Here is a 25,014-nt window from a genome sequence, read left to right on the forward strand (position 1 = left end):
AACAGGTTGGTCAATATACTCTATGATGCCAGCGCTTTCGAGCCGCCAATTTTCAATTAGTTTTAAGGCTTGCTCACTATACTGAGCGCCTATATAGCTCCCTAACCCCATTGAGGCCCGGATGATACTTACTCTCAGCATACTGGCTCTACTCAGCCTGATAGCGGTGATTGTGCTGCTGTTAATCAAAAAGCGTCGCGGCGCCAAGATCCCCATGGCGGTGATCCTGGTACTGGGGGGAATGGCTTTTTGTGTCGCTGCCGTGGTCAGTTTTGTGTATCGAGGTGAAGATTACGAGGCTTACCGGGAACTGCGCTGGCGGCCCCTAGACAGTCAATCAATCCCGGCCTTGGTGGCCGAAGGCAAGACTGTCTTTGTCGATGTAACGGCCGATTGGTGCCTTGTGTGTCAGGCCAACAAGGCCAATGTGCTCCATAGGGAGCAGATAGTCAGGGCGCTGGCCGAGCCCAATATAGTGCTGATGCGCGGCGATCTCAGCACGCCCAATCCGGCTGTGGAAAGTTACCTGAGATCCCAAGGCGTTGTGGGAACCCCCTACAACCGCGTCCATGGCCCGGCTGTCCCCGAGGGGATCATGATGCCCAGTGTCCTGACGGTCAACGATCTGCTCAAGGTACTGGCTCATGTTCAAGCCAGCCAGTAAGGCACGATATATCGTGCATCTGTACTGACAAGCCCTGTAAGCGGCTCTATACTGGCGCAGTCATCAGTGCCGAAGGAGCCGCCCTTGTCTGACTCAAACAGCTTTTTGCCCGAAAACCGCCTCTTGCTCAATGCCGTCAGTGAAGGCATTTATGGTTTTGATCTTAAAGGTAATGCCGTCTTTATCAACCCGGCCGCCGAGAAGATGACCGGCTGGAGCGCCGCCGAGCTATTGGGGCGCAAGATCCACGACTTTCACCACCACAGCCACGCCGATGGCAGTGTCTACCCCCACGAAGATTGCCCAATCTATCAGACGCTTAAAGATGGTAAAGCCAGAGAAATCACCACAGAGGTCTTCTGGCGCAAGGACGGCAGCTGCTTTCCCGTACACTATAGTTCCACGCCTGTGTGGCAGGACGGTAAGCTCAAGGGTGTAGTAGCGATATTTCGCGACATTAGTCTGCAAAAGCAAACCGAGTTGTCGCTGCGTCAGGCGCTGGAACAGGTGCAGGCGCTGTCGGAACAGCTGGCCTCGGAAAACTCCTGGCTGCAGGCCGAGCTGGAAGACAAGACGGGCAGCCAGCAGATCGCCGGTAACAGCCCGATGATCCAAACCCTGCTCAAACAGCTGCGCCTGGTGGCCAATACCGACAGTACCGTATTGATCCAAGGGGAAAACGGCACAGGCAAGGAGCTGGTCGCCCGCCAGTTGCACCGGCTCAGCAGCCGCAAAGACAAACCTATGATCTCGGTCAACTGCGCCGCCTTCTCTGCCGGACTCTTGGAGAGTGAGCTGTTCGGCCATGAGAAAGGTGCCTTTACCGGCGCCAGCCAGCGGCGCAAGGGACGCTTCGAACTGGCCCATAGAGGCACCCTGTTCCTCGATGAAGTGGCCGAGCTCAGTCTCGAGGCTCAGTCCAAGCTGCTACGGGTTATTCAGGAGCAGGAGTTTGAACGCGTCGGCGGCAGTGACAGTATCAAGGTGGACATTCGGCTGATCGCCGCCACTCATCACGATCTGCAGCAGCGGGTGGAGCAAGGCCTGTTCCGGATGGATCTCTTCTACCGGCTCAATGTCTTTCCGCTCAAGGTTCCGGCACTGAGACAGCGGCGGGAAGATATCCCTGAGCTGGTGCAACAGCTGCTCAAGAGCCTATCATTGAAACTGGGTAAACCACTGGCGGGTGTTGATGGCGATAGTCTGCGGCGGATGATGCAGTATCAATGGCCGGGGAATGTGCGTGAATTGCAAAACCTGCTGGAACGGGAAGCCATTCTTGCCCGTGAGCCGATACTGCATCTCGCTCCCTTGCCCAGTGATACGCCGCTGCCGGCCGTGGGTCAGACCCTGGCCGAAGTGGAAGCGGCCCATATCAAGGCGACACTGGACGCCTGCCAATGGCGAATATCCGGTCCAAGGGGCGCGGCCAGCAGTCTTGGGTTGCCCCCCAGCACCTTGAGATCCCGGATGCAAAAGCTGGGGATCCGCCGCCAGGGCAGTTGAAGCCGAGGCTGAAAACCAAAAACCACAAAAGTCACGATATATCGCCAACTCACGCTATGTCGTGAGCTTTTATTTATCCCAATGAAATAATATTAGATATGAATCAATAAGTTAAACATGCATTTTAACTGGCACGCCTCTTGCCATTGCCTAGCCGTGTGTCAGTCGTCATTCAGGAAGTAGCATGGTTCAACAGGCAAGACAGTCATCGGAAGCGATTCCGGTCACTTTTATCCCCTCCCCCCAAGACAAGAAAAGCAGCCACAAAGGCGGCAAAATCCACTTTCGTAGCCAACGCGGTTATTTTCAGCGTTGGCGCAGCGGCCTCAACGCCCTGTTGATAGCCCTGTTTCTGTTACTGCCCTTTATCGACTGGCAGGGACGACAGGCCATCTGGTTCGATCTGGCCAATCAACAGTTTTACTTTTTTGGCAGCAGCCTCTGGCCCCAGGATTTTACCCTGTTGGCCTGGTTCTTTATCGCCGCCGCCTTTGCACTGTTTTTTGTGACCCTGTTTTGGGGCCGGGTCTGGTGTGGTTATCTCTGCCCGCAAACCGCCTGGACGTTCGGCTTTGCCTGGGTAGAAGAGAAGCTGGAAGGCAGCCGTAACCAGAGGATCAAGCTGGATGCCTCGCCCATGACGGTCAGTAAGGCCGGCAAGCGCGGCGGCAAACATCTGCTGTGGATGTTAATGTCTCTGATCACCGGCTGTGGCTTTATCGCCTACTTTGTACCGGCCAAGCAGCTGTATCCGGAGATTTTTACCTTCTCCGCCGGTTTTTGGGATAGCGCCTGGGTGTACTTTTTTGCCCTGTGTACCTATCTCAATGCCGGTTGGATGCGTGAGCAGATGTGCCTGCACTGCTGCCCCTACGCCAGATTCCAATCAGCTATGTTCGATTCCTTCACCAAGACAGTGACCTATGATGCCCAGCGAGGTGAAAGCCGTGGCCCAAGAAAGCGCAAGCAAGCCACAGAGCTTGGCGACTGTGTCGACTGTAATCTCTGCGTCGAGGTGTGTCCCACCGGGATAGATATTCGTAACGGCCTGCAATATGAGTGCATCAACTGTGGAGCCTGCGTCGATGCCTGCGATCAGACCATGAGCAAGTTTGGTTATCGCCCTGGGCTCATCTCCTATACCAGTGAAGAGTCACTGACCGGGCAAACTCCGCCACTATGGCAGCGCAAACGCTTTATTGGCTATGGCGCCGCCTTGTTGGCGATACTCTGCACCATGGGGCTGGATATCTACTCGCGGGATCCCATCACGCTCAATGTGATCCGCGACCGCCAAAGCCTGTACAGGGAAACCCTGGATGACGGCATAGAAAACAGCTATCTGCTGAAAATACGCAATAAGACCCAGCAGGATAAGCACTACCAGATAGAGATCAGCGGCGCCCTGCCCTATAAGTTGTCGACCAATAGCGTTCACATCGCCGCCGGCGAGCAGTATGAATTGCCGCTGACCCTGACTGTGCCTGTGGCGCAAATCGACAACAACCGCAGCAATCTGCTGTTTAAAGTGACTGAGGCCGATGCACCAGATAATAGCGTCAGCCAGAAGTCGGTATTTTTTGCCCCTTGAGTTGCCTCAGGGCGGCGAAGTGTTTCACCCTGCTTCGCCGCCCGCTTTTTTATCCTTTACTCTGCTGGGCAATCAGCCCCTGCAGTATGCTTTTCACCTTGCTCTGCTGGTAATCTCCCAGCAGAGAACCATCTTCGGTAAAGGCTTCGTGAGCCTTGGCAAGCGCCAACTGCTCGGGCAATACCAGCGCCCCCAGGTTGAACATCAGCTCGCGGACCGGGGTCAAGCCTCTGAGCCCCCCGAGTGCTCCCGGGCTTGTCGCCATCAGGGCCACCCATTTACCGGCAAATACATTGCCCGCGGGTTGAGTTGCCGGGCGGGACAGCCAATCGATGGCATTTTTCAAGGCCGCAGTTATGGAGCCATTGTACTCGGGGCACACCAGCACCAGACAATCGCTCTGCAACAGCTTTCCCTTGAGTGCCACGGCAGCTTCGGGGGCGCCAAATTCTGCCTCATCATCCTGATTGAGCAGGGGCATGGGAAACGCATTCAGTGTCAGCACCTCAGACTCCAGCCCCAGCTCGGCGGCCACGGCGGCGGCATAATGGGCCAGACGGGTGTTGAACGAGCCTTTTCTCAGGCTACCGGAAATAATCTTTATCCGCAGTTGCTGCATGTTTTTATCCTTAATTACAGTCGATTAACCTATTTATTGAACAGGATTTTTCATTCGCCACCATTGCCTTGGCTGCGCTTTGCCTCTAACCTGAATCCAGATCGTTGCAAAACTTTTTGGCGCAGCATTCAGCACAGCGCAGAAAGTCTCGGGGGAGACAGGGGCCAGAGTTAATATCAGGGCTAAATAAGCGTTCAAAACCAAATAACAATAACAAATCCCAAAGGAAAAGGTGATGACAAGAGTGATACAGAATCAGGTATACGATAGCCAGACTCAGTTGGATTTTTCCCGCTATGACTCTCTTGCAGATATGATAGTCAGTAGTTGTGAGCGTTACGGCGACAAGAGCGCCTTTGCCTGCCTCGGCAAGGCCATCAGCTTCCGGGAACTGGAGAGGGACTCACGCGCCTTTGCCGCTTTCCTGCAACACAACACCCAGTTGCAAGTCGGCGATCGCATCGCCATCCAGCTACCCAATATCAGCCAGTTCGTTATTGCCGCCTATGGCGCAATTCGCGCAGGCCTGGTGCTGGTGAATACCAACCCCCTGTATACCGAGCGGGAATTGATCCATCAGTTCAAGGATTCCGGCGCCAAGGCGCTGGTGGTACTGTCAGATCTCTTGCCCATTCTGGCCAAAGTCGTTGCCAGCACCCCGATTGAAACCGTGATTTCCACCCACCCGCTGGATCTTATCGAGCCGCAAATTCAGCCCAGAACCGGCCTGAAAAATATCGAATTCACCAAGGTCCTTGAGCTGGGACGTCAGCTGGAATTCAGCGAAGTAGAGCTGACTCTGGACGATTTGGTGGCGCTGCAATACACGGGCGGTACCACAGGCCTTTCCAAGGGGGCCATGCTCAGCCACAGAAACCTGATTGCCAACGCCCTGCAATGTGAATCCCGTATCGGCGCCAACCTGGTACAGGGGGAAGAGATCTTCGTCGCCCCGCTGCCCATCTACCATATTTACGCCTTTTTGGTGAATCTGGTGCTTTACTTCGAGCGCGGCGCTCTGACGGTACTTATTCCCAACCCGAGGGACATAGCCTCGCTGATCAAGACCTTAGCCAAATATCCCTTTACCGGATTTGCCGGGCTCAACACCCTTTTTGTCGGTCTGTGCCACCAGCAAGCCTTCCGTGAACTGGACTTCTCCCATCTGAAGATCACTATTTCAGGCGGTACCGCCCTCACCGAAGCGGCGGCCAAACTCTGGCAACAAACCACTGGCTGCACCATATCTGAAGGCTATGGCCTGAGTGAAACCTCGCCGGTTATCTCCCTCAACGCGCCAGGACTGGAACGTCTGGGCAGCATAGGCAAACCGGTTATTGAGACTCAAGTGCAAATTCTCGATGGCAATGACCAGCCGCTGCCACCGGGTCAAGCCGGTGAACTGGCGGTGCGCGGCCCTCAGGTGATGAGTGGTTACTGGCAAAAGCCCGATGAAACTGCGGCTGTGATGACAGAGGATGGCTTCTTCAAGACAGGAGATATCGCCATTGAGAGTGAAGATGGCTATCACAGCATAGTGGATCGCAAGAAAGATCTGATTATCGTTTCCGGCTTCAATGTTTACCCCAACGAAGTCGAAAACGTGCTGGCCCGCTGTGAGTTGGTACTTGAATGCGCGGTTATCGGTGTTGAAGATGAGCGCAGCGGTGAAGCCGTCAAGGCGGTAATAGTGCTCAAACCTGAGGTCGATGCCACCAAGGCTCAAGCAGCCATAGAGGCACACTGCCGAGCGGAGCTCGCGGCCTACAAGGTGCCCAAGGTGATAGAGTTTGTCGCCCAACTGCCCAAGAGCACGGTCGGCAAGATACTCAGGCGTGAACTGCGCAAATAAGTCAGATAAAAATGCCGCTGTTAAGCGGCATTTTTATTGTCAAAGCTTTTTACTTTAAGCGCCCTACTGACGAAAGAAGTCAAGCAGGTGACTGAGGGCACAGATGGCGTGCACTATCAAAAAGCCAATAAAACCGTGAGCCAGATGTTTGTGCCAGCCTCGCCAGAACAGCGCATCACTGGAGCCTTGGGTCAAATACCAGAGCAGGCCGGTCAGGGCCACACCCAGCAGCAGCAACATCCCCAGCCCTTCTATCAGGCTGAACAGCCCCTTGCCTCCGGCGACCGGTAACTTGCCTTTAAACAAGCCGCCGATATCGGCGCCTATCTGACGCCAATCACCGATAAACAGGCTGAAATACTGGCGCCAGCGGCCCGAGGTGCAGTTGCTCACAAGAAATGTCAGCGACAAAGGAACGCACAGGAGCCCGAGATAAACATGGCTCAGATCCCAGAAGCCGGCGCTGGCCCTGATGCTGCGGATCATCATCAGACTGCCACTGCACAGCACCAGAAACAGGCACAAGAGGATTAACAACAAGTGTTGATGGGCACTATAAAAGCGCCAAAGACGTTGCAACAGAGCCATTTCAGCCTCGCTTTAACCCGCCCTGGAGATCAGAGTTTGCACCGCCAATTGCTCGGCAAATTCCTGCACCTTGCCCCAATCTGTGTATTCGATGCAGGTATTGGGATCGGTCGGCCCCTTGGTGATCCACATGATGAAACGTATGATATTTCTGTCCATGGCCCCGTAGCCCTGGTAGTCCAGATTGCCGCCGAACACAGCCAGTTGCTTGGGCTTCCATTCAGTCTTGGCAAGAAACGCCTGCATGTAAGGGTTGGTTTCAGGGGTATTTTTTTCCGGCTTGCGCGCCACCAGACTCACAGAAAAGAAACCATTGGCCTTGCTTTCCAACTGCTGCTGATGTTGGCGGATATAGTCGAATACGGCGGGATTGTGTTTGCCGTGACGAATACTGGCTCCAATGGCAACCCGATCAAAATCGGCCAGATCCGGCGCATCATCAATCGCCGCCATGGTCACTTGCTGCCCCAGAGCGCCAAGTTGCTTTGCCATAACGTCACAGATCTTGCGGGTCTGACCATGCACGCTGGAATACAGCAGAAGAGTCTTGCTCACCTTAACCCCTAGTAGTTCAATCTCTTAGTACTGGTGTCATCTTAGGTGATCCATTAGCTTATTTACATGAAACAGATCACGGCCAAAGGGCGAAACGCTGTCCAAGCCGCGGAAATACCGGGTAGTTCACAAAAAATAACCGCTGTGGGACCCTTTGAGTAACCGCCCCTCAAGAAGCCGCTATGGCAGTGGAACCCTGGCGCTACAGTGGCTTTACAGGCGGATAATATTTTTCAACAAAGTTTTCTGGTTATCTCCAGGTTCAGGCATTAGCATAAGCTGATACTCCCCAGCCATGTTCGAAACAAGATGCAGCAACCAACACGCAATCCCCAGGCCTTGCTACTGTGGATGACCTTTGTCATGTCCTTGGTATTCGCCGTCTGGCAGGCCCTGCTGAACAACTTTGTTATTGAAAGAGCACAATTTACCGGCGCCGAAATAGGCATGCTGCAAAGCCTCAGGGAGGTTCCCGGGTTTCTGGCTTTTAGCGCCATTTTTGTGCTGCTATTGATCAAAGAACAGGCCTTCGCCCTGTTGTCGCTGGCGCTGCTGTGTATCGGGGTGGGCATTACCGGTTTCTTTCCCCAGGTATTGGGGCTCTATCTGACGACCATTTTAATGTCGGTCGGCTTTCACTACTTTGAAACCATCAATCAATCCCTGACCCTGCAATGGGTCGACAAGTCCCAGACAGCCGGTTTTATGGGAAAGGCCATGTCATGGCGCGCCGCGGCCGCCCTGGGAGGTTACGGCAGCATATGGTTGGTGATGACAGTATTCAAGCTGGACTATGTCTGGATGTACAGCCTCATAGGCGCCTTGGGGCTTTTGATGGTGATCACTCTCTACTGCTATTTCCCCAGGTTCGATACCGGCGAAGTTCAGCACAAGAAAATCATCCTCAGAAAACGCTACTGGCTCTATTACCTGCTGACCTTTTTCTCGGGAGCCAGACGGCAAATCTTCATGGTGTTCGCCGGCTTTATGATGGTAGAGAAGTTCGGTTACAGCGTCAGTGAGATCACGGCTCTGTTTCTGATCAACTATGTAGTCAATCTGCTGTTTGCCCCGGCCATAGGTCGCTTTATCGGCCGCATAGGAGAAAGGCACGCCCTGACCCTGGAATATATCGGTCTGGTGCTGCTGTTTATCAGTTATGCCCTGGTGGAGGACGGCCACATGGCAGCGGCGCTCTATGTGATAGACCATCTGCTGTTTGCCATGGCGATTGCCATCAAGACCTATTTCCAAAAAATTGCCGATCCCAAAGACATTGCCGCCACCATGTCGGTCAGTTTTACCATCAATCATATCGCGGCCGTGGTGATCCCGGTATTGCTCGGAGTGCTCTGGCTCAGTTCACCGGCGGCAGTGTTTTATATCGGTGCCGGACTCGCCGCCTGTTCGCTGTTGCTGGCACGCCTGGTGCCCAAGGACCCGGCCCCCGGACGCGAACTCAGTTGGCACAAGGCCCTCGTTACAGAAACCCAACAGCAGGAAGCCGGCTGAATTACTGGACAACTAACTGAAAATTATGCATAAAGAAGCACAGTTTTCGCGAGAAGATAATCAAGATGGCAGAGGAAAAACTCCCCAGAGAAATAGAGGAACCCGGTCAGGCATCGGCCCGCAAGAAGGCACTGCGCCTCGGGCGCCTGCTGGGACTCGCCTCTGAGCAGGACTATAAACCCGCCAATGCCAGCGTCGCCGAACGGGCGGCCTTTCGCATCGACAAACAACAAGCCCAGTACCAACGCAACCTGGAAAACATCTACGCCATGGCACTGAGCTATACCCCGTCCGATGTGACCGGGGTGGAGCTGGATCCCGACTGGGTACATCAATTCTTCCAAATGGCCGAGCAGATCCACAATCGCAAGATGCAAGATCTATGGGCTCGGATACTCTCAAGTGAAATCATCAATCCAGGCAATTTCAGCCTGCGTACCCTGGCAACCCTGAAACAGTTGACCTTGAGAGAGGCACACATACTGGAAAAAGCGCTGGGAATGGCGGTCAAGGTCAACAATGAGAGCCGACTCAAGCTTATCAGTGGTTACAGAGTCAGCGGCGGCATAGGCCAGTATTTTCGTAAACACAGCGCGGTCAACCTGGGGTTGTCGCAATTCGGCATGCCCTACTCAAGCATACTCACCCTGGTGGACGGCGGCATACTGCACAGGGGCGAGTTCGAGACCGGCATATTGGACAGCAAGAGCCCGCTGCAACTGCAGATCCAACAGCAACACCTGAAGCTGACCCCAAAATCAGGCCACCTGCTGTTCAGCTACTACCGCTTTACCCCAGTGGGCGATGAACTGGCACTCTTGGTGCGTCCAAGGGAAGACGAAGCCTATATCAATGCGCTGAAGGCCTTGTTTACCAAAGACTTCAGCATCAGTTAGGCATCAACTGAGCCTCAGGCGCTGGCCTGTAATCGCGTCGACGGGATCACTTCCAAGGCAGAAAGGTAATCCAGCAATGCCTGCACCTGGGTATTGAGATCGCCCTTGCTGGTATCTATGGTCAACTCGGCAGCCAGCGGCTCTTCGTAGGGCGCCGAAATTCCGGTAAAGTCACGGATTTCCCCCTTACGCGCCTTCTGATACAAGCCCTTGGGATCGCGGGCCTCACACACAGCCAGTGGCGTGGAAACATGCACTTCGATAAAACGCCCCGCGGCAAACCGGCAGCGAATGGCATCACGCTCGGCCCGGGTCGGCGAGATAAAGGCCGACAGTACCAGCAAACCGGCATCCACCATCAGGTGCGCCACTTCGCCCACTCTTCGCAGGTTTTCATCCCTATCGGCGGCGCTGAAGCCGAGATCTTTGCAAAGACCATGACGCACATTGTCGCCATCGAGCAGATAGGTATGAAACCCCGCCTCGAACAGTGCCCGCTCCAGGGCGCCTGCCAGGGTCGACTTGCCGGCGCCGGACAGCCCGGTGAACCAGAGCAGCACAGGTTGTTGGCCCTTCTGGGCTGCCCTGGCCGCCTGATCGACAGCATGCTGATGCCAAACGATATCGGCATTGGGCTGGGTAGAATTCTTCATCGTCACTCCTTAAAGACCCGCATCAAAGGGGAACAGCATGGGCACCAGAAACAGAACTATCGCCGAGTAAAGCAGCGACAGCGGCAGCCCCAAGCGCACAAAATCAATAAAGCGGTAATTACCGGCGTTGAACACCATCAGATTGGTTTGGTAGCCATAGGGCGAAATAAAGCTGGCGCTGGCACCAAACACCACTGCCAGAATAAAGGGCCGACTGTCGACCCCGAAGCTGGTCGCAATCGCATAGGCCACGGGAAAAGCCAAGGCCGCCGCCGCGTTATTGGTTATGAGTTCGGTCAACAGCAAGGTCAACAAATAAACCCCGACAAAGGCGCCAAAGACCCCAAAGCCGGAAAAGGCGCCGAGCAGAGTATCGGCCATCCCTTTGGCCAAGCCGGTATCCAACATCAGATTGGCCAGACTCAGGGCGCTGCCGACAATCAACACCAGCTCCAGCGGGAACCGCCGTTTGAGCTCGCCCAGGGTCACCGCACCTATCGCCAGATAACTGAGCAGCAAGAGCACCAGCCCCTTGGCCAGCGGCAGCCAGCCCAGCAGACTGGCAGCTATGGTGAGCACAAAGCCCGCCAGCACCCACTGACTGCGGCGACTGTCCAGCCTGACACTCAAGTCCAGGCCGCTGACCGCGGCAAAGTCGGTACTGAGACGCGGATTACGGCCAAAGCCATCACCCGGGGTCAACAGCAACACATCTCCGGCCTGCAGCACTATGTCGCCCAAGCCGCCCTTGAGTGGATGATGGCCGCGGCGAATCGCCATTACGGCGGCATCAAACTGCTCCCGAAATCGCGAGGCCTTGAGCGAAGAGCCCACCAAAGCCGAAGACGGCGCCAGCACGGCTTCCACCAGATTCTGGCCCCTGGCCTGCTGCTTGCCGAACCACTCCAAACCATCGAATTGATGCAACAACTCCACCGACTCCACCGCGCCGCTGAAGCGCAGCACATCCCCCGCGGCCAGCACGAGTTGCGGCGGCACAGGGCAGATGCGAATGCCGCTGCGCTCGAGCTCAGCCAGATAGAGCTTTTTCAGGGCTCTGAGTCTGTTGTCCTGCACGCTGCGGCCCACCAGGGTCGAGCCGGGCAGCACTTTGGCTTCCAACAGATAGGGCAGACTTTCATCACCATGTTGCTCATCGCCATCGGGCAACAAGTGTGACAGCAACACCAAAAGCGCGATACCGGCCACCACCACGGCCAGGCCAATCAAGGAAAACTCAAAAAAGCCCAGGGGTTTCAGCCCGGCGTTTTCAACAAAGGAGTTCACTATCAGGTTGGTCGAGGTGCCAATCAGGGTCAGGGTGCCGCCCAAAATCGCCGCGTAGGATAAGGGCAGCAATAACTTGGCCGGTGCATGCTGCTGATTGCGACGCACCACGCCAATCAGCGAGGCCACCACTGCAGTATTGTTGGTGAAAGACGACAGCAACGCAGTGGAAAACCCCAGCTTGGCCATGGTCAGCCCCAAGGAGCCTGAGCCTATGACCTGGCTGAGCCTACCGAGCAAGGGCGTCTTCTCCAGTGCCGTGGTTGCCAGCACCAGAAGCACCAGAGTCACCAGACTGGCGTTGGTAAAACTGCCCAGCAGCGACTCAAGCTCCAGCATACCCAAGAGGTAACTGAGCAGCGCCGCTATGGTAAACAGCATGGCCGGTGATGCCAGACCACTGACGAGTCCGGCCACCAGCGCGAGCAGTATTAACCCCAGGATCCAGGTTTCAGACAATTCAGTCTCCCCGAGCGCGGATATCCAGCGCCTGCCAATGGGGGAAATGCTTGCGGATCAAGGCATTGAGTTCCAATTCAAACTCACTGAAATGGGTCGTTTTTTCAGTTTCCTCAAGCGCCTGCTGCACCATACCGGCACCGACAGTGACATTGCTGATGCGATCGATAAAGATAAAACCGCCGGTATCGCGATTGTCACTATAGGCATCGAACACCACGGCCTCACTCAGCTCCAGCTCAACCAGGGCTATGGTGTTGAGGCTCAGCTCGGCAACACTGTCCTGTGCCAGGGTATTCACATCTATGCTGTGCAGTATGCGGCTGACACTGGCTGGCACCTTTTTGGTTCCCAGCTTGATGTTGTACTGCTTGCCGGGTGTCAGCGGCTGCTCGTGCATCCACACCACCTTGGCCAGCAGCCGGTTGGAAACGCCCACAGGGCTCGCCGCCGGCACTATCACATCGCCGCGGCTGATATCAATCTCATCACTCAGGGTCAGGGTCAGTGCCTGGCCGGCATAGCCCTGCTTGAGCTCACCATCGAAGGTGACAATCGAGGCGATAGTCGACTCTTTCCCCGAAGGCAGCACCTTGACCCTCTGGCCAACTTGCAGACTGCCGGAGGCCAAGGTACCGGCAAAACCGCGGAAATCCAGGTTGGGACGGCTGACATACTGCACCGGGAAGCGGGCATCGAAGGCGTGGTTAAAGCCGGTCACAGGCGCACTCTCCAGCATGGCAAGCAGGGTTTCGCCCTGATACCAAGGGGTGCGCGCCGAGCGGTTCACCAGGTTGTCGCCATCGAGTGCCGACAGCGGTACAAAGTGGATATCGTCCAACTGCAACTGGCCGGCAAACGCCAGATAGTCGGCCTTGATCGCCTCGAAACGCTCCTCACTGAAATCCAGCAGATCCATCTTATTGACGGCCACGATGAACTGCTTGATCCCCAAGAGAGAGCAGATAAAGCTGTGTCTGCGGGTCTGGGTCTGCACCCCGTAGCGACCGTCGATCAGAATAATCGCCAGATCGCAGTTGGAAGCGCCGGTCGCCATATTGCGGGTGTACTGCTCATGCCCGGGAGTGTCGGCAATGATGAACTTGCGTTTCTCGGTAGAGAAGTAACGATAGGCCACATCTATGGTGATCCCCTGCTCGCGCTCGGCCTGCAGGCCATCCACCAGCAAAGCCAGATCCACAGCTTCGCCCGTGGTGCCATGGCTCTTGGAATCCTTGTGCAGTGCCGCCAGTTGATCTTCATAGATCTGGGCGCTGTCGTGCAGCAAACGGCCTATCAGGGTCGACTTGCCGTCATCCACGGAACCACAGGTCAGAAACTTCAAAAGCGATTTATGCTGCTGATTTTTAAGATATTGCTCTATACCCAGCTCATTGACTTGTTGTGCAACCGACATTAGAAATACCCCTCACGCTTTTTCTTTTCCATCGACCCGGACGAATCCCTGTCGATGACCCGTCCCTGACGCTCACTGGAGCGGGACAGCAACATCTCTTCGATAATCTCTGCCAGTGTCGCGGCACTGGACTCTATGGCGCCGGTCAGGGGATAACACCCCAGAGTGCGAAAACGCACCCGGCGATACTCGGGCACTTCGCCTTCATTGAGCGGCATCCGCTCGTCATCGACCATGATCAGGCTGCCATCGCGCTCCACCACCGGGCGCTGCTCGGCAAAATAGAGCGGCACTATGTCGATGTTTTCCTGATAGATGTATTGCCAAATATCCAACTCGGTCCAGTTGGAGAGCGGGAAGACCCTGATGCTCTCCCCCTTGTTGACCTGGCCGTTATAGGTATGCCACAGCTCGGGGCGCTGGTTCTTGGGATCCCAGCGGTGATGGCGATCGCGAAAGGAATAGACACGCTCTTTGGCGCGGGACTTCTCCTCGTCGCGGCGGGCACCGCCAAAGGCGGCATCGAAACCGTATTTATCCAGGGCCTGTTTCAGGCCTTCGGTCTTCATCACGTCTGTGTGCTTGGCCGAGCCGAAGGTAAAGGGATTCATGCCCATCGCCAGGCCTTGCGGATTCTTGTGCACCAGAAGCTCGAAGCCGTACTTCTCGGCCGCCTGATCACGAAAACGTATCATCTCGCGAAACTTCCAGTCGGTATCCACATGCAGCAAGGGGAATGGGATCTTGCCCGGATAAAAGGCCTTGCGTGCCAGATGCAACAGCACGGAAGAATCCTTGCCGATGGAGTACAACATCACCGGGTTGTCGAATTCGGCGGCAACTTCGCGAAAGATCTGGATGCTCTCGGCTTCCAACTGTTCAAGGTGACTCAACACTGGCCCTGACATCTTATTTCTCCAATTGATTCAAAGTGCTGTAGCAGCATCATGTTGTAGTTGCTGGTCATTATTCGCCGCCTCGGGTTCAAACCAGCTGAGGCTGTCTGCCAGAGCGACGACTTCGCCTATGATCATCAGCGCCGGCATCACTACCCGCGAGTCCTGAGCCAGGGTTTGCAACTGCTCCAGAGTGCCGATAACACGCTGCTGCTGTCTGGTCGTGGCCTTGGATACTATGGCCACCGGCGTCTGCGGGCTGCGACCATGGGCAATCAGTTGTTGCTGAATGAGCCCGGCATTGAGGATCCCCATGTACACCACCAGGGTGTTGGCCGGGTTGGCGTAGCCTTGCCAATCCATGGGGCGGTTTTGCAGCTGGCAATGACCGGTAATAAAGCTGACCCCTTGGGCAAAATCCCTGTGGGTCAAGGGAATACCCGCATAGGCGGCAGTACCGCTGGCGGCCGTGATGCCAGGCACCACTTCAAAGGCGACGCCGGCCTGTGCCAGAGTCTGCAACTCCTCGCCGCCGCGACCGAAGATAAAGGGATCGCCCCCTTTGAGCCTGACCACGGTTTGACGGGTAAAAGCCTTGGTCAGCAACAAACGGTTGATTTCACTCTGGGAAGCACTGTGTTCACCGGCCCGTTTGCCCACGGCGATGCGCTCGGCACCTTCGGGGATCAGCGCCAGGATCTCGGGACTGACCAAGGCATCGAACAGCACCACATCGGCGCGCTGCAGCAGGTGCCAAGCCTTGACGGTCAATAGCTCAGGATCGCCGGGACCGGCTCCAAGCAGATAAACTTTGCCCTTGGCCCGCTTGCCGGGCAGTGTCAGTAATTCCATGCGCTATTCCCCATCTTGCTGATGTAAGCAATATAGCGGCTACTTATATTCCACTATAAATAGAGAATCATTAGTTGTTATTACTTTTAGATATATAGACAAGAATCGCGGTAACAAGAAAGCGCCCGGAGACTGAGAAATCTGTTAATAAAAAACATTACTTTTTATTTTCAATAGATTACAAAATCAAAGCGGAAGTGGATTACTGAAATTTCCTATTGTCTACTGCCGCTTTTGGCACTAACTTATGGCAAAAAATTATAGTTTTATCTCGGTGACAACGGCTTGGGATGGGAATGTGCACAGTAAAGCCGGGATGTTACACTCTCAAGCCGAAGCAACAGCCGGGCACTCCATCAAGCCTCAGAGACAACAGGGAAGAATATGTATACCAAAATCCGTTCCAGCCTCAGCGGCCTGACCTTGGCCCTGGCAATACTGCCGACCAGCCAACTCTATGCCGCCGAAGACAGTAAGCCTTCGCTGGTCGATCAGAGGGTAAAAGAGGAGTTGGAAACCTCAGAGCGGCCCTTTGTGATCACTCCACACAAGGTCAACTATATACTGCCGGTCACCTATAACCCGTCACCCAATATGACTCCCTTTGCGGCGGAAGCGGCTGAAGAGGGTTATACCCTGGACGAATATGAAGCCAAGTTTCAGATAAGCTTTAAATTCCCGCTGATGTACAACGTGTTTGGCGACAATGGTCACCTGTTTTTCGCCTATACCAACCAATCCTGGTGGCAGGTATACAACAAGGATATCTCCTCGCCGTTTCGGGAAACCAACCACGAACCCGAACTCTTTATGCTGTTCAACAACGACTGGAAAATAGCCGGCTTCACCAACTCCTTCTGGGGCTTTGGCGCCGTGCATCAATCCAATGGCAAGTCAGGCGATCTGTCCCGCAGTTGGAACCGCATTTACGGCACCATGGTGTTCGACAAGGGCCCTATAGCGCTGGCGGCCAAGGTGTGGTGGCGGATCCCGGAAAGTGAAAAAGAATATGAGGGCGATCCCCGTGGCGACGACAACCCGGATATCAGTGATTATCTCGGCCACTTCGAGCTGACAGGTGTCTACGGCATAGACGACCACAGATTCAGCCTGATGTTGCGTAACAATCTGCAAAGCCCCAACCGCGGCGCAGTGGAATTTACCTGGAGTTACCCCATCTTGGGTAACCTGCGTCTGTATGCACAATACTTCAATGGCTACGGCGAAAGCCTTATCGACTATAACGCCCATAACCAGCGTATAGGCATAGGTGTCGCCATCAACGATATTCTTTGAGCCGCCAAGAACAAACTCGATGACTGCCTCTGCGCCATCTCTTGGTTCAGAGGTTGATATCAGGGAGTGATATGAAGCCGGGATTCCGTGAAGTGGTTAGCTGTTTTATTCTCCTGCTGCTGATTTCCAGTCTGCAGTTGGGACGATTCCTGCTACCGGAGCCACCGAAAAAAGAGCAGCTTAGCCAAAGGCAGATGAAGGCCGATCTGACTGTGCTGCTCAAACAATTGCAGCAGCATTCGGCCTTTATGGTGCTGGATCCGGACATTGAATCCCGGCTCGAGAAACGGCTGCAACGGCTGAAACAGGAATACCGAGACAGCATTGCCATCAACCGTTTCACCGCCGAAGTCAACAAGCTGCTGGGAGAGTTGAAAGACCCGGGCATTCGACTCAGCCAAGCGGCGTTGCCTTCCGGAGTCTTGCCCCTCAGGCTCAGGCCCATGGAAGACAAGTGGCTGGCCCTCAATGACAGAGACGAGCCCCTTCAAAGTGACACGCCTTTTATCAGCCATATCGACGGCCTGCCCATCAGCCATTGGCAGAAGATTGCCAATCGCTTCCTGCCACCGGAGCAGCAAAATAGCGTGCAGATGCAGATGCCCTGGCTGCAACAGCTGGATCTGCTAAGGCGGGAGATGGGACTCAGGGTCAAAGAAGAGGTGCTGCTGACTCTCTATGGCGCCGATCTCCAGCCGCAAAACATAGAGATGAAAGTACCGCTGCAGTTTCGCAGTGCCCCTTTGTCCATTCTGGCCAGCTGGCAACAATTGGCGCCTGACACAGCCCTGTTTAGCCTGACGGATCTCAACGCAATAGAGACAGATCCTCAGCTGCAACAAGATCTGCTGCGCGCGATGAGCAATCACACCCTGGTACTGGATCTGCGCCACGCCCGAGGCTTCAGCGACAGCCTGCTGCAATTTCTCGGCAACTATCACAATGGGCTCAGCAGCCAACCTCTGGGCTATGGCCGCTACCGCCGCTCACCGCAGCTACGGCGCGACTTTCTGCAGCCGCTGCACTTTGAGCCGCTCACTCAATTCGCGCCGTTTCCGCCGGTGCGGGCCGCGCTGGACAACCAGCCCCTGCCCAGCCTGAGTAACTGGTATGCCCGCCCTATCCCCAAGCTGGCTGCTGCGCCTGTGCCTGACTCGGGACGCCTGGTACTGCTTATCGGCCCGGATTGCCGCCAGGAGTGTGAATGGATTGCGTCTGCCGCCAAACGTTGGCGCAGGGCGCTGTTGGTCGGCGAGCCGACCCGTGGCGATCTGGGGCGTTTGCATCATTTCACCCTGCCGGCCAGTGGCCTGCAACTGAGTATCAGCGCCTCGCTTGGCTATGACGGCTATGGCCAGTTGCTTTCCGGCATCGGCACAGAGCCGGATCTGCAACTGCCAACAGATGAACCCTTGCAATGGCAGGGATTGCTGTCTCTCATCTCTCCGGAGCAAAGCCTGCAGCATTCTGCAGTGGGGCAATCCGGGGACACTCAGGCAGAGAACACTCAGACAAAAGACACTCAAGTAGAGGGCTCTCAAGTAAAGGACAGCCAAGCAGAAAAAGATCAGCAGTAACAAGCCCAGCATCAATAAAAACCTGCGGGAATTTGAGTCAAAGGAGATGGAGTCAAAGAGGATTGAAGCAAGGAAGAAACAATTCCCGGATAGCCCCATGAAAGGGTGATCGGGCTATCCGGGACACGGAGAGTGCTTTGAAGCTGCGCCAGCAAGCCAATCAAAGCTCGGGGTCACTCGCGACCGACTGCTGAAAAATCTGGGCAACCGATGCCAAAAGGGCGAGCCGTCTTGATGTGTATTGCCGACCTCACTGCCTGCCGCTAAGCCGATGTTTCATAAAAACACCCGATACAGAATGGCATATCACACTTTCCCCAGCGGGAACTTTGGATTATAAACCAGAAAAACGCCCTGTGCATAACCCTGTGAACAAATATGTACTAAAGTATGAACCTCAACGATTAGAAGACCGTAACAATAGGAATCCTAGAGGTTAACTTTCCAAGATGACCACAAGATGACAATCATTTCAACTTGTCCACAGGCAGAAAAAAGCCGTTGATGACAGCGGCCACAAATCAGATCTCGTAGTGCAATCCACACTCGCGTTTTAGCCCGTTGAAACGTGTCTCTTCTTCCGTCATCCCCAGTTCCAGTGGCTTGCTCGAATGGATATCACCCACAGAGACATAACCCTGCTCCCAGAGAGGGTGATAGGGCAAGTCATAGCGCTTGAGATACTCATGCACCTGTTTGTTGTTCCACTCAATAATCGGCAGCATCTTGTAGCGCTTGCCGTGGATGGCCAAAATCGGCAACCCTTCCCGGGTCGATGCCTGAGAACGGCGCAAACCGGCAAACCAGGTGCCAACTTCCAGCTCAGCCAGTGCCCGCTGCATCGGTTCCACCTTGTTGATGCGGTTGTATTGCTCCAGCCCCTCAAGCCCCTGCTGCCAAAGCTTACCGAATCTGGCCTCCTGCCAGGCGGTACTCGTCTCGGCCCGATAGACTTTGAGATTGAGTCCGAGCCGCTCTGTCAGTTGATCGATAAAACGGTAGGTCTCGGGAAACAGGTAGCCGGTGTCGGTCAAGATCACTTGCGTGTCTTGCTGCACCGAATTCACCAGATGCAGCATCACTGCCGCCTGAATACCAAAGCTGGACGACAAGGCATGGCTCCCGGGCAGATAGGCCAGGGCCCATTGGATCCGCGCCTCGGCACTCAATCCGTCAAGATAGCCATTGATGGCAGCCAGGGCGCTTTGCTGCTCAGCGGCCGGCGCATCCAGCAAGGCCAGCAGCGCCTCGGCGCTGTGCAATAAACTTGTGGTATCAGCCATGAAAGTCCCTCGCTGCGTCCAATACAGGTTTCACTATTCCGGCGCGCACCGTGAAATCACCGAAGCTCTCGCCGGTTTTGCGCTCGGCGGCATAGCGACCAAACAGGTTATCCAGCTCGCTGAGGATTTCGGCTTCCTGAATATTTTCACGGTACATCTTGTTCAATCGGGTGCCTTCGAAGCTGGCGCCCAGATACATGTTGTAGCGCCCAGGGGCCTTGCCCACAAAACCGATTTCGGCGGCAAAGGGGCGGGCACAGCCATTGGGACAGCCCGTCATGCGCACTACTATCGCCTGCTCACCTATGGCGTGCTTGGCCTGCAGCGCATCCACATGGTCGATAAACTCGGGGAAATAACGCTCGGCTTCGGCCATGGCCAGGGCGCAAGTCGGCAGCGCCACACAGGCGATAGAATGGCCACGGGTTGCGGTGATCACCTGCCCCATCAGGCCATGCTTACGTGCCAGTGCTTCGATTTCAGCCTTATCCTCATCCGCCACTTTGGCGATGATGATGTTCTGGTTGGAAGTCATCCGAAAATCGCCCTTATGTATCTTGGCGATTTCCCGAAGCCCGGTCTGCAACAACTTACCCTGGGTATCCTTCACCCGGCCACCTTCGATAAACAGGGTCAGATGCCAGTGGTTGTCTATGCCTTTAACCCAACCGTATCTGTCGCCGCGATCCCCTACGACCACCTCACGCTTGGGGGCGAACTTAACCCCGGCGCGCTTCTCAACCTCGGCCTTAAAGGCCTCAAAGCCGTGATCCACTATGGTGTATTTGAGACGGGAGCGTTTACGATTGCTGCGGTTACCCCAATCGCGCTGCACCGTCATCACGGCCTCGGCAAACTTAATGGTGTCCTCGGCCTTGATAAAACCAAAGTCATCGGCCAGCCGCGGGAAGGTTTCCACTTCGCCATGGGTCGAACCCATACCGCCACCGGCCACCAGATTGAAGCCCACCAGCTCACCCTCTTGCGCCACGGCAATAAAACCCAGGTCATTGGTGTAAACATCCACGTCGTTGTCCGGTGGCACAGCTACCGCCATCTTGAACTTACGCGGCAGGTAGGTCTTGCCGTACACAGGCTCAACCGCGGCCGGTTGCTCGTCCTCTGTGCTGAGCAGCTTCTCCTCGTCGAGCCAAATTTCGGCATAGGCACGGGTGTGCGGCAACAGATGATCCGACAGTTTCTTGGCCCAGAAATAAGCCTGCTGATGCAGCTTGGACTCTACCGGGTTGGGGTTACACATGACGTTGCGGTTCACATCACCACAGGCGGCAATCGAGTCCAGCGCTTCCCTGTCCAGCCCCTGAATAATGGTTTTCAGGTTGCGCTTGGGGATGCCGTGATACTGAAATGTCTGCCGGGTCGTCAAACGTATGCTGTTGGAGCTGGTCAGCTCCGAGGCTATCTTGTCCACTCCCAGCCACTGCTCTGGAGTACAGACACCACCCGGCACCCGGGCACGCAGCATAAAGCTGTACAGCGGCTCGAGCTTTTGCTCCTTACGCTCGTTGCGCAGATCCCTGTCGTCCTGCTGATAGAAACCGTGAAACTTGATCAGCTGCTGATCGTCGTCGCTGAAGGCGCCTGTCACTTCCGTGCCCAGGCCCTCGCGTATAGTGCCGCGCAGATAGTCACTGTCGGTCTTGATATGCTCGTTGGCGGATAATTTCTGCTCACTCATGGCCTTATCTCTTTATTCCTAGGTTCTTCAGCTCAGTAGACATCTTTCTGGTAACGCTTGGCGCTGCGCAGTTCATCGAGAAACACTTCGGCCGCCTCGCTCGTCAAACCGCCTTGCTCCATGGCCACTTCAAGCAGTGCCTGGTGCACATCTTTGGCCATTCGCTCGGCATCGCCGCACAGGTAGATATGAGCCCCGCGCTCAAGCCACTGCCACAGCTCTTTGGCCTGTTGTTTAATCTTGTGCTGAACATAGACTTTCTCCGCTTGATCCCGGGAGAAGGCCAGCGAGATCCGGCTCAGGGCGCCACTCTTGAGGTACTGTTGCCACTCGGTCTGATAGAGAAAATCCTGCTCGAAATGGGGATTACCGAAGAACAGCCAGCTGTCGCCGGCCAAGCCCTCGGCCACTCTTTGTTGCATGAAGGCCCGAAATGGCGCGACACCGGTTCCCGGCCCTATCATGATCACTGGCGTCTGTGGGTCTTCGGGCAGGCGGAAGTGCTTGTTGGGTTCCACATACACCCGCACCTGAGCGCCCTCCTCGGCCCGGGCCAGGAAGTGAGAAGCGGCGCCGAAACGGCGTTGGCCGTCACGCTCCTCTTCCACCAGCGCCACTGTGAGGTGCACTTCGGACTCCACTTCGCTCTGACTCGAAGCGATGGAGTAAAGCCTTGGGGTAATGGGGCGCAGCTTGTCCAACAAAGCTTGGGCAGAATCCAGCTTGGCGCCATTGAGAGGGTAACGTTTCACCAGGTCCACCAGTTGGTGGCTGAGAATAAACCGCCGGGTCTGCTCCTTGTCTTGGCTAATAGTAAGCAGCTCGTCGCTCTCTACGGTTTCGGCCCAAAACTGCACCAGACCGGGGTAGAGTTGGGTCAGCTCTTTGTGCTCAATCAGGGCATCACGCAACTCCACAGACTCGGCGCCAAGCTGGACCCGGGTATCCGGCGCCAGTGCCAGCGCCTCGAGAATTTCGGCCACCAGAGCCTCATCGTTATGGAAATAGACCCCCAGCGCATCACCCGCCTGATAGCTGATGGCCGACTCGCCCAAATCGATTTCCAGATGACGGATATCCTTGAGTGAATCGCGCCCGGTCAGTTTCTGGCTGACTATCACTTCGGCGCTGTAGGGGTTTTGCTTGTCATATTCTTGGCCGGTATTGCTATTGATACCTGCATTGGCAGCATTGATAGACACCACATTGGTCGCTGCGCCATCGGCCGCCTGCAGCAGAGGCTTAACCCGCTCGAGGAGCTCGGTTTGCCAGTTGTCGCTCTGTGACTGATAGTCCACATCACAGTCTACTCTCGGCAGTAAAGGCTTGGCCCCGAGGGCACTCAGGCGAGCATCGAAGTCTTTGCCTGTCTGGCAGAAAAACTCATAGGAGGAATCTCCCAGAGAGAGAACCGCATACTGAAGCTTATCCAGCTTGGGGGCGCGTTTGGAGCCGAGAAACTTGTGCAGCTCAATGGCATCATCGGGAGCTTCACCTTCACCATGGGTACTCACTACGGCCACCAGCAGGGTTTCCTGCTTAAGGTTACGGACATTGTATTCGCCCATAGATGTCAGGTTAACGCCATAGCCCAGACTCTGGGCCTTGGCGGCCAACGCCTTGGCGATACCCCGGCCATTGCCCGTCTGACTGCCATAGAGTATGGTCAGAGTTTGCCCGCTCTGGCTTTGGGGGGGAGCGCCCTCCTGCCCCTGAGCGCTGGCGGCCAGATAACCACTGACCCATGCCAGCTGCAGCGGGCTGAGCTCGGCGGTGAGTTGTTTAAGCTTATCCACTTGTGGCGCTGAGAGTGGCGAAGCCAGTGAAGAGAGTTCTTTCAGTAACATTGAGACGGCCCGGTGACAGAGTAATGTCAGCAAGCTTAGCCCCGCCATCGAAAAGCAAAAAAGAATAATATTTAATTTTTTATATCAATAAGGAATATGCATGGTATAAAAATTAAGCTACAAAAGTGTGGCCTGGCGCAAAGAATTTGCTCTGACCAGTGGAGAAACACACCACATGAAGAATATGAGCTTGTTTCCATTGAAAGACTTGCGACAATGCCAAAAGCACGCTAGGTGCCATGAAGGGAATATCTGTACCCCACACCCAGGATTTCATTCATGAGCGGGCTTGGTTCCTGAAAACATTTCAGGAAGTCCCCAATGGAAGGGAAAGACCAGTCCCCGAGTCCAGGTCAACAGACTTGCATTCTTTCACTCTGCCAGCGGAGTTTTGGCGGGGTGAATTTTGTTTATCAACCATCAGGGAATAGTCATGCAGATTGGAATACCGAGAGAGAGTCTCGCCGGTGAAACCCGGGTCGCTGCGACCCCGGCAACGGTAGAGCAACTTAAAAAACTCGGCTTTGAAGTGGCAGTGGAAGCAGACGCGGGTGCGCTGTCCAGCTTCAGTGATGCCGCCTTCGAAGCCGCCGGTGCCAGTGTGGTACCGAATGTATGGCAGGCCGACTTGATCTTTAAGGTCAACGCGCCAACCGAAGATGAAATCAGCCAAATCAAAGATGGTGCCACCCTGGTAAGTTTTATCTGGCCGGCCCAGAATCCTGAATTGGTGGAAAAGCTGTCACAGCGCAACATCAACGTGATGGCGATGGACATGGTGCCGCGGATCTCCCGTGCCCAGTCCCTCGACGCCCTCTCGTCCATGGCCAATATCGGCGGTTATCGCGCCGTGGTGGAAGCTGCCCATGAGTTTGGCCGCTTCTTTACCGGCCAAATCACTGCCGCGGGTAAAGTACCACCGGCCAAGGTGCTGGTGATAGGTGCCGGGGTTGCCGGTCTTGCCGCCATAGGTGCCGCCGGTTCATTGGGCGCCATAGTACGCGCCTTCGATACCCGTCTGGAAGTGGCCGAGCAGATCGAGTCCATGGGCGGTGAGTTCCTTAAGCTGGACTTCGGCGGGGAAGATGGCTCTTCCAGCGATGGCTATGCCAAAGTGATGTCTGATGAATTCATCAAGGCTGAAATGGCGCTGTTTGCCGAGCAAGCCAAGGAAGTGGATATCATCATCACCACCGCACTTATTCCAGGCAAACCTGCGCCCAAGCTCATCACTAAAGAGATGGTCGACTCCATGAAGCCTGGCTCTGTGATAGTGGACCTGGCGGCCGCTACCGGTGGCAACTGCGAATACACCCAAAGCGGCGAACTCTTTGTGACCGACAATGGCGTTAAAGTCATAGGTTACACAGATCTGCCAGGGCGTTTGCCGGCACAGTCCTCTCAGCTTTACGGCACCAACCTGGTGAACCTGATGAAGCTGATGTGCAAGGAGAAAGACGGCAACGCCAACATAGACTTTGAAGACGTGGTGATGCGCAACATGACGGTCGTCAAGGCAGGTGAAGTCACCTTCCCGCCACCACAGATCTCTGTGACCGCGGCGCCCAAGAAACCGGCAGCCAAAGTCGAGCCGAAAAAAGCAGAAGAGAAAGCGCCATCCAAGCTCAAGTATATTTTGGGTGCTCTGGGTGTGGCCGCCTTCGGTGCCGTAGCCTCGGTGGCTCCGGCTGAGTTCCTGTCGCACTTTACTGTATTCGTGCTCGCCTGTGTGGTGGGTTACTACGTGGTTTGGAACGTGACTCATGCGCTGCATACGCCATTGATGTCAGTCACCAACGCTATTTCCGGCATTATTGTGGTAGGTGCACTGCTGCAGGTTGGCCAGGGCTCGGCCCTGATGACCGCACTGGCATTTATCGCCGTGCTGATTGCCAGTATCAACATCTTCGGTGGCTTTACCGTCACCCAGCGCATGCTGAAGATGTTCCGTAAGGATTAAGGGGG

Annotated in this window: 20 protein-coding genes; 9 read left to right on the top strand and 11 right to left on the bottom strand. The window is 55.3% G+C overall.

What is annotated here, in order from left to right; all coding sequences use genetic code 11:
• Positions 1-121: 121 nt before the first annotated feature.
• From N512_RS0109885 to ccoG, 3 genes are all read left to right on the top strand, one after another.
• Entirely contained in the window at positions 122-664 is a 543-nt protein-coding gene (locus N512_RS0109885; protein ID WP_037436755.1) for a thioredoxin family protein, read from the top strand.
• Positions 665-715: 51 nt separating this feature from the next.
• Positions 716-2,170 carry a sigma-54 interaction domain-containing protein gene (locus tag N512_RS0109890; RefSeq protein WP_051472743.1) on the top strand — a complete coding sequence of 485 codons (1,455 nt, stop codon included), beginning with the start codon at positions 716-718 and terminating at the stop codon, positions 2,168-2,170.
• A gap of 184 nt (positions 2,171-2,354) precedes the next feature.
• Entirely contained in the window at positions 2,355-3,761 is a 1,407-nt protein-coding gene (gene ccoG / locus N512_RS0109895; RefSeq protein ID WP_028780223.1) for a cytochrome c oxidase accessory protein CcoG, read from the top strand.
• 49 nt (positions 3,762-3,810) lie between these two features.
• On the opposite strand, the gene N512_RS0109900 is transcribed toward ccoG, so the two are convergent.
• Positions 3,811-4,380, bottom strand: a complete 570-nt coding sequence (locus N512_RS0109900) for an NADPH-dependent FMN reductase (RefSeq protein ID WP_028780224.1) — start codon at positions 4,378-4,380, stop codon at positions 3,811-3,813.
• Positions 4,381-4,615: 235 nt separating this feature from the next.
• On the opposite strand from N512_RS0109900, the gene N512_RS0109905 reads away from it, so the two are divergent.
• Positions 4,616-6,232 carry an AMP-binding protein gene (locus N512_RS0109905; protein WP_037474667.1) on the top strand — a complete coding sequence of 539 codons (1,617 nt, stop codon included), beginning with the start codon at positions 4,616-4,618 and terminating at the stop codon, positions 6,230-6,232.
• 63 nt (positions 6,233-6,295) lie between these two features.
• On the opposite strand, the gene N512_RS0109910 is transcribed toward N512_RS0109905, so the two are convergent.
• Both N512_RS0109910 and hemG read right to left on the bottom strand, forming a co-directional pair.
• A complete protein-coding gene (locus N512_RS0109910; RefSeq protein WP_025886906.1) occupies positions 6,296-6,820 on the bottom strand; it encodes a cytochrome b/b6 domain-containing protein in 525 nt (174 codons plus the stop codon).
• Between the two features lie 12 nt (positions 6,821-6,832).
• Positions 6,833-7,375 carry a menaquinone-dependent protoporphyrinogen IX dehydrogenase gene (hemG, locus tag N512_RS0109915; RefSeq protein ID WP_028780226.1) on the bottom strand — a complete coding sequence of 181 codons (543 nt, stop codon included), beginning with the start codon at positions 7,373-7,375 and terminating at the stop codon, positions 6,833-6,835.
• Between the two features lie 309 nt (positions 7,376-7,684).
• Between hemG and N512_RS22740 the strand changes: the two genes are divergently transcribed.
• Both N512_RS22740 and N512_RS0109925 read left to right on the top strand, forming a co-directional pair.
• Positions 7,685-8,887 (top strand): MFS transporter, encoded by a 1,203-nt coding sequence (locus tag N512_RS22740; protein ID WP_025009981.1) that lies wholly within the window; start codon positions 7,685-7,687, stop codon positions 8,885-8,887.
• Positions 8,888-8,952: 65 nt separating this feature from the next.
• Positions 8,953-9,783 (top strand): TIGR03899 family protein, encoded by an 831-nt coding sequence (locus tag N512_RS0109925; protein ID WP_025886905.1) that lies wholly within the window; start codon positions 8,953-8,955, stop codon positions 9,781-9,783.
• A 14-nt stretch (positions 9,784-9,797) separates the two neighbouring features.
• On the opposite strand, the gene cysC is transcribed toward N512_RS0109925, so the two are convergent.
• Genes cysC through cobA form a run of 5 tightly spaced genes read right to left on the bottom strand, consistent with a single transcriptional unit; the run spans position 9,798 to position 15,347 of the window.
• The gene (gene cysC / locus N512_RS0109930; RefSeq protein WP_025009979.1) at positions 9,798-10,436 is read right to left on the bottom strand and encodes an adenylyl-sulfate kinase; all 639 of its coding nucleotides are present in this window, start codon (positions 10,434-10,436) and stop codon (positions 9,798-9,800) included.
• Between the two features lie 9 nt (positions 10,437-10,445).
• On the bottom strand, positions 10,446-12,182 hold the full coding sequence (locus N512_RS0109935) for an SLC13 family permease (RefSeq protein WP_025009978.1): 1,737 nt from the start codon (positions 12,180-12,182) through the stop codon (positions 10,446-10,448).
• Position 12,183: 1 nt separating this feature from the next.
• On the bottom strand, positions 12,184-13,599 hold the full coding sequence (gene cysN, locus N512_RS0109940) for a sulfate adenylyltransferase subunit CysN (protein ID WP_028780228.1): 1,416 nt from the start codon (positions 13,597-13,599) through the stop codon (positions 12,184-12,186).
• The gene (gene cysD, locus N512_RS0109945; protein WP_028780229.1) at positions 13,599-14,507 is read right to left on the bottom strand and encodes a sulfate adenylyltransferase subunit CysD; all 909 of its coding nucleotides are present in this window, start codon (positions 14,505-14,507) and stop codon (positions 13,599-13,601) included. The genes cysN and cysD overlap by 1 nt, the downstream gene beginning before the upstream one ends.
• Before the next feature lie 18 nt (positions 14,508-14,525).
• A complete protein-coding gene (cobA, locus tag N512_RS0109950; protein WP_028780230.1) occupies positions 14,526-15,347 on the bottom strand; it encodes a uroporphyrinogen-III C-methyltransferase in 822 nt (273 codons plus the stop codon).
• A gap of 384 nt (positions 15,348-15,731) precedes the next feature.
• Here cobA and N512_RS0109955 point away from each other — a divergent pair, with 384 nt between their 5' ends.
• On the top strand, positions 15,732-16,643 hold the full coding sequence (locus tag N512_RS0109955; protein WP_037474669.1) for a phospholipase A: 912 nt from the start codon (positions 15,732-15,734) through the stop codon (positions 16,641-16,643).
• A 71-nt stretch (positions 16,644-16,714) separates the two neighbouring features.
• On the top strand, positions 16,715-18,220 hold the full coding sequence (locus N512_RS22745; RefSeq protein ID WP_051472744.1) for a S41 family peptidase: 1,506 nt from the start codon (positions 16,715-16,717) through the stop codon (positions 18,218-18,220).
• 521 nt (positions 18,221-18,741) lie between these two features.
• On the opposite strand, the gene N512_RS0109965 is transcribed toward N512_RS22745, so the two are convergent.
• The 3 genes from N512_RS0109965 to N512_RS0109975 are packed head-to-tail and all read right to left on the bottom strand — an operon-like array spanning position 18,742 to position 23,049.
• Positions 18,742-19,503 carry a phosphoadenylyl-sulfate reductase gene (locus N512_RS0109965; protein WP_028780232.1) on the bottom strand — a complete coding sequence of 254 codons (762 nt, stop codon included), beginning with the start codon at positions 19,501-19,503 and terminating at the stop codon, positions 18,742-18,744.
• On the bottom strand, positions 19,496-21,202 hold the full coding sequence (gene cysI, locus N512_RS0109970) for an assimilatory sulfite reductase (NADPH) hemoprotein subunit (RefSeq protein WP_028780233.1): 1,707 nt from the start codon (positions 21,200-21,202) through the stop codon (positions 19,496-19,498). Before cysI ends, N512_RS0109965 begins: the two co-directional genes overlap by 8 nt.
• A gap of 32 nt (positions 21,203-21,234) precedes the next feature.
• Positions 21,235-23,049, bottom strand: a complete 1,815-nt coding sequence (locus N512_RS0109975; protein WP_028780234.1) for an assimilatory sulfite reductase (NADPH) flavoprotein subunit — start codon at positions 23,047-23,049, stop codon at positions 21,235-21,237.
• Positions 23,050-23,482: 433 nt separating this feature from the next.
• On the opposite strand from N512_RS0109975, the gene pntA reads away from it, so the two are divergent.
• Positions 23,483-25,009, top strand: coding sequence for a Re/Si-specific NAD(P)(+) transhydrogenase subunit alpha (gene pntA, locus N512_RS0109980; protein WP_028780235.1), 1,527 nt, complete (start codon positions 23,483-23,485; stop codon positions 25,007-25,009).
• Positions 25,010-25,014: the final 5 nt, after the last annotated feature.

This window comes from Shewanella sp. 38A_GOM-205m (assembly GCF_000518445.1).
Lineage (GTDB): Bacteria > Pseudomonadota > Gammaproteobacteria > Enterobacterales > Shewanellaceae > Shewanella > Shewanella algae.

Excerpts from the sequence above, each read along its gene's own strand:
- pntA (WP_028780235.1), top strand. The coding sequence starts at position 23,483 with ATGCAGATTGGAATACCGAGAGAGAGTCTCGCCGGTGAAACCCGGGTC.
- N512_RS0109955 (WP_037474669.1), top strand. The coding sequence starts at position 15,732 with ATGTATACCAAAATCCGTTCCAGCCTCAGCGGCCTGACCTTGGCCCTG.
- N512_RS0109910 (WP_025886906.1), bottom strand. The coding sequence starts at position 6,820 with ATGGCTCTGTTGCAACGTCTTTGGCGCTTTTATAGTGCCCATCAACAC.
- cysI (WP_028780233.1), bottom strand. The coding sequence starts at position 21,202 with ATGAGTGAGCAGAAATTATCCGCCAACGAGCATATCAAGACCGACAGT.
- cysD (WP_028780229.1), bottom strand. The coding sequence starts at position 14,507 with ATGTCAGGGCCAGTGTTGAGTCACCTTGAACAGTTGGAAGCCGAGAGC.
- cobA (WP_028780230.1), bottom strand. The coding sequence starts at position 15,347 with ATGGAATTACTGACACTGCCCGGCAAGCGGGCCAAGGGCAAAGTTTAT.
- N512_RS0109900 (WP_028780224.1), bottom strand. The coding sequence starts at position 4,380 with ATGCAGCAACTGCGGATAAAGATTATTTCCGGTAGCCTGAGAAAAGGC.
- cysN (WP_028780228.1), bottom strand. The coding sequence starts at position 13,599 with ATGTCGGTTGCACAACAAGTCAATGAGCTGGGTATAGAGCAATATCTT.
- N512_RS0109905 (WP_037474667.1), top strand. The coding sequence starts at position 4,616 with ATGACAAGAGTGATACAGAATCAGGTATACGATAGCCAGACTCAGTTG.
- cysC (WP_025009979.1), bottom strand. The coding sequence starts at position 10,436 with ATGAAGAATTCTACCCAGCCCAATGCCGATATCGTTTGGCATCAGCAT.
- N512_RS0109885 (WP_037436755.1), top strand. The coding sequence starts at position 122 with ATGATACTTACTCTCAGCATACTGGCTCTACTCAGCCTGATAGCGGTG.
- N512_RS0109925 (WP_025886905.1), top strand. The coding sequence starts at position 8,953 with ATGGCAGAGGAAAAACTCCCCAGAGAAATAGAGGAACCCGGTCAGGCA.
- N512_RS22745 (WP_051472744.1), top strand. The coding sequence starts at position 16,715 with ATGAAGCCGGGATTCCGTGAAGTGGTTAGCTGTTTTATTCTCCTGCTG.
- N512_RS22740 (WP_025009981.1), top strand. The coding sequence starts at position 7,685 with ATGCAGCAACCAACACGCAATCCCCAGGCCTTGCTACTGTGGATGACC.
- N512_RS0109965 (WP_028780232.1), bottom strand. The coding sequence starts at position 19,503 with ATGGCTGATACCACAAGTTTATTGCACAGCGCCGAGGCGCTGCTGGCC.
- N512_RS0109975 (WP_028780234.1), bottom strand. The coding sequence starts at position 23,049 with ATGTTACTGAAAGAACTCTCTTCACTGGCTTCGCCACTCTCAGCGCCA.
- ccoG (WP_028780223.1), top strand. The coding sequence starts at position 2,355 with ATGGTTCAACAGGCAAGACAGTCATCGGAAGCGATTCCGGTCACTTTT.